The sequence below is a fragment of the Cytobacillus sp. FSL W8-0315 genome (assembly GCF_038002905.1).
Lineage (GTDB): Bacteria > Bacillota > Bacilli > Bacillales > Cytobacillaceae > Cytobacillus > Cytobacillus pseudoceanisediminis.
Genome location: NZ_JBBOOC010000001.1, coordinates 77,347 through 91,090 on the forward strand (window position 1 = coordinate 77,347; position 13,744 = coordinate 91,090).

Genomic DNA, 13,744 nt, shown 5'->3' on the forward strand with positions numbered 1-13,744 from the left:
TTCGTTTGCTACTCATTTTTCTTCATTGAAGCCAAATAAGCAATTGCAATGAGAACTGCAATGATTGAAGTGATTACAGAATATCGGAAAATAGTAAAAAAGAACTCAGGAAAAGGTGTTATAACACTTGAAGTCATACCATCAACATCAGTTGTGCTTTCTATCCGCTTCATAAAGGCCACTAATAAGAAAAAGGAGACAATAAATGAATATATCCCTGTTTTCACTATTATTTTCTCCATAAAATCCCTCCTAATTTTCCATGACTTACTTTTTCAATTACAGTTACCTGGAAGCAAGGAATCACGAGTTCATAAAATTATTGAAATCCTCCTGAGTCTTTATTTTCTCCCATCAAATAATTTGAGCTCTCTCCTGGTTTTGCATTAGGATTGAATGGGATATGAGGATTATTATTGTTTTTCTTGCGTTTCCAATCAATAAATAAAGCAAATAGTATAATTCCAACAATAAAAATCACTAACCACCACATGGAATCAATCCCCCTTGTTAGAAAGGCCGCCTTTATTGATATACACTTATTTAGCTAAGAAAAGATAAAGAAGCAGCGCAGTCATAATATTTGGCAGACCAATTAAAACGGAGCCGATGCTTGTTCTTTTTCGTTTCTGTCTTTCGTCTGGAGAATCAGGTGCTTCTAGGCCTGCCCTTATTCGGTGGGGGCCAGGTATTGAACCTGACATAAGAACAGACATGGCCAAAAAAAATAAGCCAATTGCTCCTGTCACTAAGTAAGCCTTACTTAATTCCCCAAAACCAAATGATAGTAAAACACCAGTTATTGACAAAACCATTCCGATAATTAGATACTTCAAACCAAACCTCCTTTTTCCTAACTATATACGGTTGAAGCCTTGGATTGTTTCAATTTTAATTTTATTCAGTCTTTTTTGCCGAGGACAATATAGACAGTTGCGAAATGATAAAACCTATGTAACATGCCAGATTCGGCTCCCTCTGAAAAAAAACTTGACCACAATTGATCAAGTTTATGTCAACACACACACCTAGACGATGTTTGTTTAACATTTTATTGGCTTATTCCAGCATACTACGCGACAGTCATCTTTGCATGGTATTTTCTCCTTATGCCAAACAATTTTGCGTCCATCGTTACAGCATTTTTCTTCTTTACGCCAAACTATTCGGTAGCCATTTTTGCAGTGTTCATTATGCTTATGCTGGCAAATGGTTTTGCAGTGCTTCTCGAAACATTCTTTCTTTTTGCAGCAGCAATCATGATGGCAAGTATGATGTTTACACTTGTCATATCTGCATCCACAATCATGATGGCAAGCATGATGATTGCATCTGTTCTGTTTATTTCTGCAATCATAATGGCAATCATGGGGTTTGCACTTATCCTGTCTACATCGATCATAATAGTAACCATGATGATCGTACTGGTCCTGCATATATCCATCATGATGATAGTAGTCATTCTGATTATAGCTATAACCACTATGATAAATTGTTCTTCCTTCAGAATGCCAAGATGAACTCAACATAATCCACTCCTTTCTTGATAGATTACTATATCTTTATTCAAATTTATTACCTTTGCTTGTGTAATTATCTATTAAACATATTTATTATTTAATGACCAAATACAAATCTGCCCCGTCTGGCCGAAGAAAAAAAAGGAGCTGCTATCCCTACTGGATTTGCAACTCTTTCACTCGTTTAAAATAAGTACAAAGGAGATGGAGGCAACCTGCTCGTTAGTGCCAAAAATTACTTCATATACTTTGCAACCAACAAATAACACCTTTCTCTTGTAAGACTTGCTTGTGTAGCCACATATTCCAATGGCTCCATCGAACCGCCTTTGTATTTCAGAGAAGACTTTTTCGCAGCTTCATCTCTTTGTTGGATCCAGATCCGCTGTTCTTCTCTTAACTGGTCCATCTGCCCTTTATCAAGCTGATCTTCTAGCAGACCATAAATTTTGTTTAATTCCTCATCCCAATTTCTATATCTTTCCGCCTCTTGCTCCACCAATTCTGCGGTGGTTGTCTTGGCTTCTTCATATCTGTCCGCTTCTTCCATTTTGTTTAGTTTCTTTAGATATTCATCCTTATTACTTTCATGATTTTCATTTTGATTACTGGACTCCACTGACTCTCCATCATTTGAGGCTGCAGATGAATTGTCTGTATTTTCTTGTTCATTGAGCTGTGTGTTGTCACTGCTGCCAGAAGAGTTTTCTTCCTCATTTTCCTCTGAATCTGCAGAATCCCTATCAGTTGAGCCGCCATCTTCATTTTGAGCCGAGCTGTTATTAGCTGGCTGGCTGCTCGATTCTTCAGATGAGTCTCCACAAGCAGCCAGTACACCTGATAATGCTACTGTTATCAGTACCGTCAAAAACTTCTTGTTTTTTTCCATATTCCAACTTCCTTTTTATATTTAGTAACGAAATTTATACTATTAAATTTTTGAACAAATCCTTCAGTATCGAGCATAATTAGATGATCTATGTCTTCGAAAATGATTATTTCTGCCCTCCCTCCTTCTAAATTAATCTTATCATTTTCTTCATAGAAAATTATCCCAATTCCATTATTTTCTGTTTTTCAGCGAAGAAAAAAGAGCTCCGGTTGGGAACTCCTTCTTAAATAGAATTAATATAATCCTCAATCACTTTACGATCTGGAGGGCTTATATTTGAGGGAATATCATGAACATGATAAAAGCGTAAATCATTAACCTCTTCGTTATCGATTGTAAGTTCTCCATCATAGTCGGTGCAGATATAGGAGGCAATGACATTATATACTTCATCACCGTGAGGATATTTATAGTAAAATTCATCTCCTGAATAGATATTAAACAACCGCAGATCATTTGCTGTTAACCCAGTTTCTTCAAGCAGCTCTCTCTTAGCCACCTCTTCCAATGTCTCTCCGGGCTCCAGAGAACCTCCCGCCAATCCCCAGCAGTTATTATCCTTCCTTAATTGTAATAACAGCCTATTATTCTTATCCAAAACGATTACACTCGCTCCAGTAATAACAAGAGGACGGCTTCCAACTATTTTTCTTAACTCCATGACATACCCCATAGTAATCTCCTAAATATAAGATTTCCCTATATAATTCGATATTTGGAAGATAAATCCTTTTGAAAGATATTAATGGGATTTTATGTTAATATGTAGATATATGTTATTTAACTAACAGACAGTTATTAAGATTAATCGAAAGGAGGATTTTATGAACACTCAAAATAAACACACCACAAAAGCAATAGGAATTTCATTGTTAATAACTATATTTGCCTTTTTCAATGTGGATATTCCTAAACCTTATACAGTAATTTATTTACTCTTCGTATCTGTTGCTTCATTCATAAGCATTTATTTAATTTCAATGATTACTGCAAAAGCATACCAAAAGTTTGTTAAGCACATTGGCTGTAATTAAAATCCTTTTAACCTAATGCCATAATTGTGAAGGAATGAGAGCATATTGCTATTCCTCTGCATTTAATTTCCTTGCTTCCCCAGACCAAACAAGTGCTTTTTTCTCCATTTCCTTCACAAATGCCTTTTTTGCTTGGCTATACTCACTTGTGTCATCAAACCTTTTTGCTAATTCTTCCTTGAATTTAGTGTACCTTGCTGCTTCAGCAGGATGGGACCGCAGATAATCTCTAAATATTAGGTGCCGTTCTATTTGGGGGTTATCAAATTGATAGAAATGCAAATGATGAGATCGGTTTTCCCCGCCTTTTCGAAATAATCGTCTTCCTGTAATTCCCCATTCGCCAGCAGCCTCATATCCTAGGTTTTTCATTTCTTCATTAAAACTGTCTATCTTTTCGATGTCCTTCACAATAAATATCATATCGATTACAGGCTTTGCCTTCATCCCCTGGACCGCAGTACTGCCAAAATGTTCACATTTTATGATGTCATCTTTAAAGATGGTTTTGAGAAACTGTGCCTCTACTTCATACATTAAAGCCCAATTATCGCTAAATTCCGTAAGCCGAATCTTCATTTGGAGACCTCCATTATAAAACTTACATTGGGTAATTCATCCACAATTAGTTGTTGCTCCAAACCCTTTCAACCACACCCATTCCTGCCCATTAAATTCCATTCTGCATCTACTCTAATTAATTGATTAACTTCAAACCTGCTTTCATATGTAAATCAGCCTCTGTATTTGTTGCTTCCTGGCAGTTTTTATAAAACATTCCAGGCTTTAATGGCCTCTTCTCGATTACTGCCTTTGTTTTTTGGGTCTGCAAAATAATCTCTGGTGAACTGATTATATTCGAATTGAGACCCTATTTGTTTTTTATAAGACGGATTCTTTTTTCTTTCTTCCTCTTCATACCAAGCATGAACCACATCACGATATGTTTTGCCTGCATTTTCTTTAAAATAATTTTGAATATAAGTCGAAAAATGAAATTTAGGGATAATTGATTTGAAGAAGGCTCTTACAGTCTGGCTGCAGCGGTGATTTTCTGTGATGACAGTATCTAAATTTAATTCTGACAAAACATCTTTAGAAGGGGACTTTTTTTTCTTTGCTGGCTTGTTTATTTCTCCTGTCTGAAGAAATGCTGCTATTCTATCCGTAATCTCCATTTTAGAGCCAGCAGCACTCATTCCATTCTCTCTGCAAAAAACTCGCAGCTCTTCTTTTAACCAATAATAGCTGAGGAAATCTTTTACTTCCAAATCCTTTCTTAGTTCCGGCCTCAAGTATTCTACCTCCATTTTAAGATAATAATATTATAAAACACATGTTCGTAAATGTAAATTTTACCAATATATTTTGGCTATTCCAATCTTTTTAGATATTCCTATTCTTGCCGCCCAAATGATTTGTGATATAACAAGATTAGAAGACTTTTAGAATGAAGGATGTGTTACAGGTTGAATGAACGTCATCATCTAATACTTTGGTTTATGATCATCCTGGTGCCGATTATTGTCTTTATGAATACGAACAATTGGGAAAATGCATTTCTGACTTTTTTGGGAGAGGTGATTTTCTATCTCGTTTACGGATTGTTTTGGTTTCGCCGTGATCAGAAAAGTCAGGCGGATTCCGAAATCTGGCTGATCAGCAAACTTTCAGATGAGCAATTAGAGGATTTCTCCATCTCTCTATTATCCAAACTTGGTTATATAGTTACAAAACCGATTGATGAGAATCCGGATATAAGTTTTTTACTTGCCTCTCCATCGGGGTATCAAGTGATTGTTAAAGTCAAAAGCCATAAAAGAGAAGTCGGAATACGCCTAGTCCAAAAAACTTTAAGGCAAATGGATATTTTTGATGCTGCTGAATGCTGGGTCATCACAAATGAGCGTTTCACCCGTCAAGCAATTGAATTTGCCGAAGCAAACAATATGCGTTTATATGACAGGCAACAGTTTATAAAATGGATTCTAAAAGCGAAAAAAGGGGAAAAAATACGGGGGCAGCATTCTTGATGTTCAGGAAATTCCTGTATACCTCTACTTTCATGAATGCCTATCTTTCACAAATTAAATATCCCAATTTCACAGTAAGAAATTGGGAATCTATTGTTAATAAGGAATATCTCTATACTATAAATTCAATTCACCTATATGAATCATGTATCGGATGAAACAAGTCTTCCGCTGCATTTCTGACAACTGAAAAATGTTCCACATTGTAATGGCCGTGAAGAGTATCATTATGATGCTTGATAATTTGTTCTGCACTTAAAGCATCGCTGTCCGTTGTTGAATGTCCATCACCTACTAATGTTACATCCAATCCACTAATAGTTGCGGTTCTAACTGCACTGTCTATACAGTGCTGGGTTTTACACCCCATTATAACAACATGCTTGACCTTTTGAGATTTAAGGTGATCCAGCAGTCCTGTTCCATGGAAGGAATTCGTCGCAGCTTTATCAAAGAACTTCGTTTCCGCAGGCACATTAATTTCTTCGTGAACCTGAAATCCTTTGCCTTTCCCTTCAGCAACATCTAAATCCCTAACAAAGACAACTGGAATACTGGATTGCTTTGCCTTTTCGATCACTAAATTGATATTCCCAATAAGCCGCTCTTTATTAAAAACTTTACTTTCTTTTATATTCCCATCAATTAACTCCTGTTGGGCATCAATAATTAATAATGTTTGATTCAAATGATTTTCCCCTTTCAATACCTATAAAGTTATTTGAGATCTGTTCCCCATAGTATTTTCATGCCAATATATTGATTGTCATAATAACATTGTCCGAAAATGTTATCTAAATTTTTAGACATTTTTGATTTTAACATATTAATCAGTTCAATAAAATATGTTTAAGTTCCTTATTCGAATGCTTTACTGTGAAACCTGGACGTTCATTCAATCATCTTTAAGAAAAAAGTCCGCCTGAGTGAGGCGGACCTAAATAATTGACCCTGAAAGATCACGTAATATTTCACATTCAAGCTTAATAAGCTCGCGCAAACCAAACCGTATGCTTCGCTTCTTTACCACAATGGATGCATGTGTCCTTAGTTGCCGGCGGATTGAACGGAATGTTCCTTGTTGTGAATTTTGTTTTTTCTTTGACACTTTCTTCACAGGCGTCTTCTCCGCACCAGCCAGCCAATATCCAGCCAGGAATGGTTTCATTTAATTCGGATTCTGCTATGTGCTGTTCTAACTGGTCCATTGTATCAATATGTGTGTGTGAATTCTCCGAGCGGAACGCTTTTGCATTTTCGAATAGACGATTCTGCATGGTTTCAAGCTCTTTTTTAATGCTGTCAATAATGGCTTCAAGCGGTACCGCAACTTTGTCTCCAAGATCACGGGCCTTCATTAAACATTGATTTTGGTCTAAATCACGTGGACCGAGTTCTATGCGGACAGGTACACCTTTCAGTTCCCACTCATTAAATTTATAGCCTGGTGATTGATCAGAATCATCTAGGCGGACGCGGATTCCTTCTGCCTTTAATGCTGCAAAGATTTCATCTAACTTCTCCATAATGGCCGGGTTCTTTTTCCATGGCCCGACTGGAATCAGTACAACTTGAGTCGGTGCTATTTTTGGAGGCAGCACAAGGCCTTGCTCATCTCCATGAACCATGATGACGGAGCCAATTAACCTTGTAGACGTACCCCAGGATGTTGTATGGACAAAGGTGTGTTTATTTTCTTTATTCAAATATTTGATATCGAAAGCTTCGGCAAATTTTGTACCTAAGTAATGGGAGGTACCTGCCTGCACCGCTTTTCCATCTTTCATCATCGCTTCAATGGAAAAAGTATCAACCGCACCGGCAAAGCGTTCTGATGGTGTTTTTTGGCCATCATAAACTGGAATCGCAAGTAATCCTTCTACAACCTCTTTATAAATGGAAAGCATTTGCATTGTTTCCTTACGCGCATCTTCTTCATCCACATGAGCCGTATGGCCTTCCTGCCATAAAAATTCAGAAGTGCGGATAAATGGAAGAGTCTTCTTCTCCCACCGGAATACATTTGCCCATTGATTTATTAATACAGGCAGATCCCGATAACTCTTAATCCAATCTGAATACAAATGTCCAATCATTGTTTCAGAAGTTGGGCGCAGTGCCAGACGTTCCTCCAGTTTCTCACCTGCCGCTTCTGTTATCCATGGAAGCTCTGGCGAGAATCCTTCAATATGATCCTTTTCCTTCTGAAAGAAGGATTCTGGAATTAACATGGGGAAATATGCATTGCGATGACCGGTTTCTTTAAAACGCTTATCCATCTCTTCCTGAATATGTTCCCATATTTCATAGCCATCCGGCTTAAAGGCAATACAGCCGCGAACTGGGGTGTAATCAAATAAATCGGCTTTTTGAATCGTATCAAGATACCATTTTGAAAAGTTGTTTGGCTTTTGTTGAGACATCTTCTTTTCCTCCTTGGAAAATGAAATTTGTTTAAAAAATAAAAAAGCATAAAGAGTCCTTCAAAAGGACGTCTTTACGCTAATAGACGTGGTACCACCTTAGTTCGACTTTAATTTAAAATCTAAAGTCCTCTAAACGTTTGTAACGAAACGACCCGGTTAGCTTTACTAACAATCTCCGTGGCAGGGTTCAATAAGGAGGGGTGATATAGCTTTCAGCCCAGGCTATATTTTCTGTTTCACAATCCTTATTTACTTGATCACATCATTGATTTCATATATATAAGTTAATATATCAACTTGTCACAGGCAATTCAATATTTACAGTAGTTTATTTTCCATTTTAAACAGCCTGCCCCAAAAGACTTTAAAAAAGACCCTCAGCTGATCAATTTTAAATGTTATGATAAACAAGTATGTTAACTATACATTTTTTAAGTTAACATTCAAACGTAAACGAACCATTTCAATTGGGGGGATTTTATGTATAAGCTGCGAGGCCATCATCTTTTTTGCCTTCTGGGATATCGGGGAATGGGCTACTCTCAGGAATACGTGGAAAATATGACACGTTTGCACCAAGCCTTGAGAGACAACCCCAGGACATGGATACAGCTTGTAAAAGGGCCAGATCAACTGTGTAAAAAGTATCCCAACTCAGGTGAATACCACTGTGAACACAACGATATTTATGAAAGAGATGCCGTTATTTTAGAAAAACTTGGACTTAAGATCGGGCAAATCCTGTATTGGAAGGACATTGAGTCGAACATTCAAAAATATGCCCTTCCCTCAGATATTCAAACTGTTTGCGAAACGTGTTCCTGGCGTTCATACGGCGTTTGTGAAGAAGGTATTCAAGATATTCTTGAAGGGAAGGGCTTAAGGGAAGTAAAGTGACCCTCCCCTGTTAAATACCCATTCTTAAACTTGCTTGAGAACTGTTTTAAATCTGCAACAACCATTAAATTATTATCCTGTTTATACAGGAATTAATCGAGTCCTTTCAGAATATATGTAAAAAAAAGGTAATGGAGGGATTAACATGGCATTTGTGGCTATTTTGACGGTTGGACGGCTGAAGCACTCAGAAGAACATCCTGCCTCCCGGGAGTTTTTTGAAGCGGGAATTGAAGTCATGCGAGAGGCTGCTAAAACAGGGCACCTCATAAAAGAATTCTCACCAACTAGAGCTAAGTTCCCTGAAGAAACGATTAAAGGAGAGGGTACCCCCATTCTCACCTTAACAGTATGGACAAACCTTCAATCTTTATATCAGTTTACCTATTCTGGCCTGCATAGGCAGGCATTGCAGGACAGGAATAAGTGGTTTGGGCCTCTTCCAGAGAGACAGCCAAATTATGTGGTGTGGTGGACGGATATGTTATCGGATGTATCCTGGAAGGAAGCTTTCAATAGATATGATTTTTATATCCAGCATGGACCTGATTCTTTTGCATTTGACTTTAGACATGCATTTGATCAATTTGGGAAACCGATCCTGCTTAAATAGCTGGGGTTAATTCTCCTGCACAGCGTTTTTCCTATCAGCACTTTACTGCGGCCTCACCTTATACATTAAATGAATTTCATTAGCCATATAATCGGAACTAAAATGAAGTCCCTTCTTTAGCCACCACATGATGATGCCTACCAATGAGGCTGTTTTAATATCTATAGAAACATATTCGCCGGGCAATTCCTTCTGTGTATTCTTTCTTCTTATTTCTACTAACTGTTTTAATAATACGAATAGTTTTTCCTCGAATTGATTCATCTTGAATAAGATCAGCAAATACTTTCTGTGGATATATAAATAATCAAGCAATTGGGTCAGCTGCTGCTTTTCTGATAGATCTTCCGATTGTATCAATGCTGCAATTTTATCAGATAGCCCGCTTAAAATTTCTCCGGTAATTTGCGTTAGAAAATCTTGAATATCCTGATAGTGCAAGTAAAATGTTGTCCGGTTTAATCCTGCTTCGGCCGCAACTTTCTGAACGGTCAGTTTTGAAATATCGGATTCCTCTGATAGCAGGGAAAAAGCTGCTGTTTTGAACATTTCCTTTGAACGGATTGTACGGGGATCTTCCTTTTTCGGCGCAGACATTCTAACCCTCCTTTATAGATTTTCATGGACTTTCTCAACAGCCCCTATTCATGCTGTCGATTAGTGAACACACACAAGAAAACTGTTCATGGTCAAGAATAGATGGTTTTGTTACTATGAATTTTATCGACAACATGTTGAGAATACAAGTTCAGAACGAAGGAGTTTATGAATGAGCAATGAAATAACAGAAAGCAATAAAAAAATATTATTAATCGTTCTGATTGCCGGCTGTTTCTTATCCACCTTGAATCAGACTTTATTAAATGTGGCATTGAGCAGTTTCATGGAGGAATTCAACGTAAAAGCAGCAACGGTCCAATGGTTATCAACCGGATTTATGCTTGTAAATGGGGTATTAGTCCCCATCACAGCATTTCTGATGCAGCGGTTTACAACAAGGCAGCTGTTCATTAGTTCAATGTTCTTTTTACTCATCGGATCTGTCATTAGCGCCTGTGCACTGAACTTTGGCATGCTGCTGGCAGGGAGGATGATTCAGGCAATCGGCGCCGGAATTATCATGCCCCTGATGATGACCGTCATTCTATATTTATACCCCGCCGAGCATCGCGGAAGTGTAATGGGGAAAATTGGCTTTGCAGTAATCTTTGCACCGGCCATTGCTCCTACCCTATCCGGTTTTATTATTGAATTTGTTTCATGGAGATGGCTGTTTATTGGGTTAATTCCCTTTTTAATCATCGTCATCGTTCTGGCTTTCAAATATTTGATGAATGTATCGGAAACATCAAAAGCGAGATTGGATCTCCCAAGTGTTATTTTGTCCACGATTGGCTTTGGATGCATTTTATTCGGATTTAGTGCCGCGGGAAGCAAAGGATGGCAAAATCCTATAGTCCTTACAACGATCATTGCAGGAATATTCTTTACAGCTCTATTCTGCTTGCGGCAGATGAAATCAAAGGAGCCTTTACTGAATTTATCTGTATTTAAGTACAAAATCTTCACTCTCACATCGCTTATCAATGTCCTAATTACGATGATTATGTATGCGGATTTAATCCTTCTGCCTATTTACCTGCAGGACGGGCGCGAGTTCACGGCTTTCGAAGCAGGATTGCTTTTATTGCCCGGAGCTATCATCAACGCGTTCTTATCTCCAGTTACTGGAAGAATGTATGATAAATACGGTGCAAAACCACTCTTTATTACAGGATTAGTATTTGTAAATATTTCCATGTGGGGAGTAATCGATTTGAACGAATCGACTACTTATATGTATTTAATGGTCCGCACCATTATTTTGAGAATAGGACTAAGCTTTATTACTATGCCTTTAAATACAGCAGGATTGAATGCTCTGCCAAGAGAGCTGGGATCTCACGGTTCAGCCGTTAACAACACCATTCGCCAATTGTCAGGTGCGATTGGAACTTCAGTTGTCATCACTTTATATACGATCCAGGCAACATCATATGCTTCGGAGTTGTCCAAAGAAAACATGACAGCAGGCAAACTGGAGAGCTTAGCTTCGATCTTTGGTTCAAGTTCTGCCTATGTCTTTATGTTAGTCCTATCCCTTGCAACACTGATTTTAGTTTTCTTTGTGCCTAAAAAATCGCCAAAAAACACCCATGATAAAGGATTGGCTCAACAAAGCCAGAGTTAATAACACGAGCATACCTAAGATTTCTTGGGTATGCTTTGCTATTTCTCGATTATAAAAAATGGGTGCTTAAGCGCAGTCTCTTGATTTTTAGTCTGTATAATTGGACCCTTCTTCCAAAAGTAAATCTGCCAGCCCCTCTTCTGATACTACGTTAATGCCATTCCTTTTAAGCAAGGCCGACGTGACTCCATCTCCAGGAATTTTGTTGCCCTTAAACTCGCCGTTATAAATCATTGAACTTCCACAGGAGGGACTATATTCTTTTAGCACGACTGCAGTAACTTGCAGCTCTTGGGCCTTTTTTAACGTGATATAGGCTCCTTCTATGTACAAATCGGTAACATCTCTGCCTGATTTTTCAATTACCTTAGCTTTGCCATCAAGAACATCTGCTCCGTCACCGTCTATTATCTCAGCAGGTTCTCTTGGTGTTGAAAAACCTCCAAGCAACTCAGGACAAACAGTAATTGCCTTCTTCTGCTCCAGCATTTGACGGATTTTTTGATTTAAGCAATGAGTGCCGTTATATCTTACTTCCAACCCTGCTAAACAAGAACTGACTAATATCATTAGTGACACCTCAATCTAATAGTTATTCTTCCACTAAGCGAAAATAAAAAAGAGTCCTTAATTGTCTAACCGGACTTTACTGCAATTATTGTTAGTAACTATACACATCGAATTGCCATAAAGGCAGGGAATTACCGGTTCTTCCTAAACAAATCTATTAAATAGTAAAGCTGTGAAATTATAAATGATAGCAGTAATACAATTATGGTTCCAAATATATAAACCGCTTCTTCTGCCGGATTGCCTCCACCCATAAATACGGATCCAAACATAAAAAAGAGTAAGACACTTACGATTGCAAATAAGAAAAAAATACTAATATACTTTGACATAGACTCCCCCATAAAATCCATTCTTTCTTTAATTTCATTCGTTTCTTCTTTAGTATTTCCTTCTTTCATTGCCTTGTTATGCTTTTTATTTGTTCTTAAACATACTATTCATTTCCAATAAGAAAAGTTTAAGTTAAAGAAAACAAAAAAGGAACGGAAAAAATCCATTCCTTCATGAAAAGATGCTGCTCTTATTTAATGTTTTTATTTAGTGAATTTCGGTTTAAAATCACCCTTATAAGGTTCATGTTCAACAAACACAGTTATATCTTTGCCATCTTTGTCTTTACCCGTTCTTTTATAAGTAAATTTATTCTTATTAAGTTCGGTAAGTTCAAGCGCTGCACCATACTTATTAGCCCCAATTGAAACATGGGCTCTTATTTTATTTTCGTTCACAATATCGAAGTAGCCAAAATCACCGCGGCTTTTCCCTGTTTCAAGATTGAAAAATTCGTATTGATTCGTTTTGTCATCAAACTTTGCCAGACTTATAAACATCGTATTATACTTTGTTACATCATTGCCGTCTTCATCTAATACCTTTGTTCCGTTCCAGAGGGTACTGCCTAAAATTTTATCTCCATCTATATCTTTAACGATATCCCCCGTAACAGCGTCCAGCTGCTTGTTGGGATCAGTAAAAGAAAGCTCATTTTCTTTATAGGGAATATGTTCAACAAATACCTCTACGTCGTTGCCTTTAGCATCTTTCCCTATTCTTTTATAAGTAAAAATATCTTTATTTAGTTTTGTCATTTCGACAACAGCTTGATAATTCATTGATTCTGAAATTAATATTCTTTTCTTCCCATCATTGGTAATAAAGAAGGTTCCCTTGTCGCCACGGCTTTCGCCTGTCTCCGCATCGAAAAATTCATATCTTCCTGATTTCACATCATATTTCGCAAGACCTATGAAGTTTGCATTCTCTTTTGTTAAGTCGTTCTTATTTTTGTCATACACTCTTGTACCTTGCCAATTTGTGCCGCTGAGAATGTTAGCCATTTCCTGTCCTTTGGTTAATTTATGATCCTTTTTAGTCTCTTTAACCACTTGTTCTTGCTTCTGCTTACTATGATTTTCCTGGGCATTTGCACCAGCGCTGCACCCCGTTGCTACTAATGTAAATCCAAGAAGTATGGATGTTATTGCTTTTGCTTTTTTGTTCATTTATATCGTCTCCTCATTCTCATT

Annotated in this window: 19 protein-coding genes and 1 other annotated feature; of the genes, 5 read left to right on the top strand and 14 right to left on the bottom strand. The window is 37.5% G+C overall.

Annotated features, from left to right (window positions below; genetic code table 11):
• Window positions 1–8: 8 nt before the first annotated feature.
• The 6 genes from MKY20_RS00460 to MKY20_RS00485 all read right to left on the bottom strand — a co-directional run bounded on the left by MKY20_RS00460 (window position 9) and on the right by MKY20_RS00485 (window position 3,085).
• Entirely contained in the window at window positions 9–242 is a 234-nt protein-coding gene (locus MKY20_RS00460; RefSeq protein WP_009335349.1) for a hypothetical protein, read from the bottom strand.
• 77 nt (window positions 243–319) lie between these two features.
• A complete protein-coding gene (locus MKY20_RS00465; RefSeq protein WP_175502172.1) occupies window positions 320–493 on the bottom strand; it encodes a hypothetical protein in 174 nt (57 codons plus the stop codon).
• A gap of 46 nt (window positions 494–539) precedes the next feature.
• Window positions 540–836 (bottom strand): DUF5316 family protein, encoded by a 297-nt coding sequence (locus tag MKY20_RS00470; RefSeq protein ID WP_071157403.1) that lies wholly within the window; start codon window positions 834–836, stop codon window positions 540–542.
• A 326-nt stretch (window positions 837–1,162) separates the two neighbouring features.
• A complete protein-coding gene (locus MKY20_RS00475) occupies window positions 1,163–1,483 on the bottom strand; it encodes a hypothetical protein (RefSeq protein ID WP_251157273.1) in 321 nt (106 codons plus the stop codon).
• Window positions 1,484–1,755: 272 nt separating this feature from the next.
• The gene (locus MKY20_RS00480) at window positions 1,756–2,409 is read right to left on the bottom strand and encodes a lysozyme inhibitor LprI family protein (protein ID WP_251157272.1); all 654 of its coding nucleotides are present in this window, start codon (window positions 2,407–2,409) and stop codon (window positions 1,756–1,758) included.
• A 226-nt stretch (window positions 2,410–2,635) separates the two neighbouring features.
• Window positions 2,636–3,085 carry an NUDIX hydrolase gene (locus MKY20_RS00485; RefSeq protein WP_009335354.1) on the bottom strand — a complete coding sequence of 150 codons (450 nt, stop codon included), beginning with the start codon at window positions 3,083–3,085 and terminating at the stop codon, window positions 2,636–2,638.
• Between the two features lie 151 nt (window positions 3,086–3,236).
• Here MKY20_RS00485 and MKY20_RS00490 point away from each other — a divergent pair, with 151 nt between their 5' ends.
• Entirely contained in the window at window positions 3,237–3,446 is a 210-nt protein-coding gene (locus tag MKY20_RS00490) for a hypothetical protein (RefSeq protein WP_019379571.1), read from the top strand.
• A gap of 48 nt (window positions 3,447–3,494) precedes the next feature.
• On the opposite strand, the gene MKY20_RS00495 is transcribed toward MKY20_RS00490, so the two are convergent.
• Window positions 3,495–4,025 carry a GrpB family protein gene (locus MKY20_RS00495; protein WP_009335355.1) on the bottom strand — a complete coding sequence of 177 codons (531 nt, stop codon included), beginning with the start codon at window positions 4,023–4,025 and terminating at the stop codon, window positions 3,495–3,497.
• Between the two features lie 188 nt (window positions 4,026–4,213).
• On the bottom strand, window positions 4,214–4,741 hold the full coding sequence (locus tag MKY20_RS00500) for a DUF6434 domain-containing protein (RefSeq protein ID WP_251174129.1): 528 nt from the start codon (window positions 4,739–4,741) through the stop codon (window positions 4,214–4,216).
• Window positions 4,742–4,915: 174 nt separating this feature from the next.
• Here MKY20_RS00500 and MKY20_RS00505 point away from each other — a divergent pair, with 174 nt between their 5' ends.
• Window positions 4,916–5,479 (top strand): restriction endonuclease, encoded by a 564-nt coding sequence (locus MKY20_RS00505; protein ID WP_019379573.1) that lies wholly within the window; start codon window positions 4,916–4,918, stop codon window positions 5,477–5,479.
• Window positions 5,480–5,609: 130 nt separating this feature from the next.
• Here the strand turns inward: MKY20_RS00505 and MKY20_RS00510 are convergent, their stop codons facing one another.
• On the bottom strand, window positions 5,610–6,167 hold the full coding sequence (locus tag MKY20_RS00510; RefSeq protein WP_009335358.1) for a cysteine hydrolase family protein: 558 nt from the start codon (window positions 6,165–6,167) through the stop codon (window positions 5,610–5,612).
• A 295-nt stretch (window positions 6,168–6,462) separates the two neighbouring features.
• On the bottom strand, window positions 6,463–7,902 hold the full coding sequence (proS, locus tag MKY20_RS00515) for a proline--tRNA ligase (protein ID WP_071157399.1): 1,440 nt from the start codon (window positions 7,900–7,902) through the stop codon (window positions 6,463–6,465).
• A 61-nt stretch (window positions 7,903–7,963) separates the two neighbouring features.
• Window positions 7,964–8,180, bottom strand: a binding site (T-box leader).
• Window positions 8,181–8,385: 205 nt separating this feature from the next.
• Between proS and MKY20_RS00520 the strand changes: the two genes are divergently transcribed.
• Window positions 8,386–8,802 (top strand): DUF1284 domain-containing protein, encoded by a 417-nt coding sequence (locus MKY20_RS00520; RefSeq protein ID WP_251174130.1) that lies wholly within the window; start codon window positions 8,386–8,388, stop codon window positions 8,800–8,802.
• Between the two features lie 145 nt (window positions 8,803–8,947).
• The gene (locus MKY20_RS00525) at window positions 8,948–9,415 is read left to right on the top strand and encodes a DUF3291 domain-containing protein (RefSeq protein ID WP_009335361.1); all 468 of its coding nucleotides are present in this window, start codon (window positions 8,948–8,950) and stop codon (window positions 9,413–9,415) included.
• Between the two features lie 42 nt (window positions 9,416–9,457).
• Here MKY20_RS00525 and MKY20_RS00530 read toward each other — a convergent pair whose 3' ends face one another.
• On the bottom strand, window positions 9,458–10,012 hold the full coding sequence (locus MKY20_RS00530) for a TetR/AcrR family transcriptional regulator (protein ID WP_009335362.1): 555 nt from the start codon (window positions 10,010–10,012) through the stop codon (window positions 9,458–9,460).
• 172 nt (window positions 10,013–10,184) lie between these two features.
• On the opposite strand from MKY20_RS00530, the gene MKY20_RS00535 reads away from it, so the two are divergent.
• On the top strand, window positions 10,185–11,645 hold the full coding sequence (locus MKY20_RS00535; RefSeq protein WP_251174131.1) for a DHA2 family efflux MFS transporter permease subunit: 1,461 nt from the start codon (window positions 10,185–10,187) through the stop codon (window positions 11,643–11,645).
• 87 nt (window positions 11,646–11,732) lie between these two features.
• On the opposite strand, the gene MKY20_RS00540 is transcribed toward MKY20_RS00535, so the two are convergent.
• The 3 genes from MKY20_RS00540 to MKY20_RS00550 form a co-directional block, all read right to left on the bottom strand.
• Window positions 11,733–12,215 (bottom strand): DUF523 domain-containing protein, encoded by a 483-nt coding sequence (locus MKY20_RS00540; RefSeq protein ID WP_251157270.1) that lies wholly within the window; start codon window positions 12,213–12,215, stop codon window positions 11,733–11,735.
• Window positions 12,216–12,346: 131 nt separating this feature from the next.
• On the bottom strand, window positions 12,347–12,616 hold the full coding sequence (locus MKY20_RS00545) for a hypothetical protein (protein WP_251157269.1): 270 nt from the start codon (window positions 12,614–12,616) through the stop codon (window positions 12,347–12,349).
• 135 nt (window positions 12,617–12,751) lie between these two features.
• Window positions 12,752–13,720: a DUF4822 domain-containing protein gene (locus MKY20_RS00550; RefSeq protein ID WP_009335366.1), complete on the bottom strand. Its 969-nt coding sequence runs from the start codon at window positions 13,718–13,720 to the stop codon at window positions 12,752–12,754.
• Window positions 13,721–13,744: the final 24 nt, after the last annotated feature.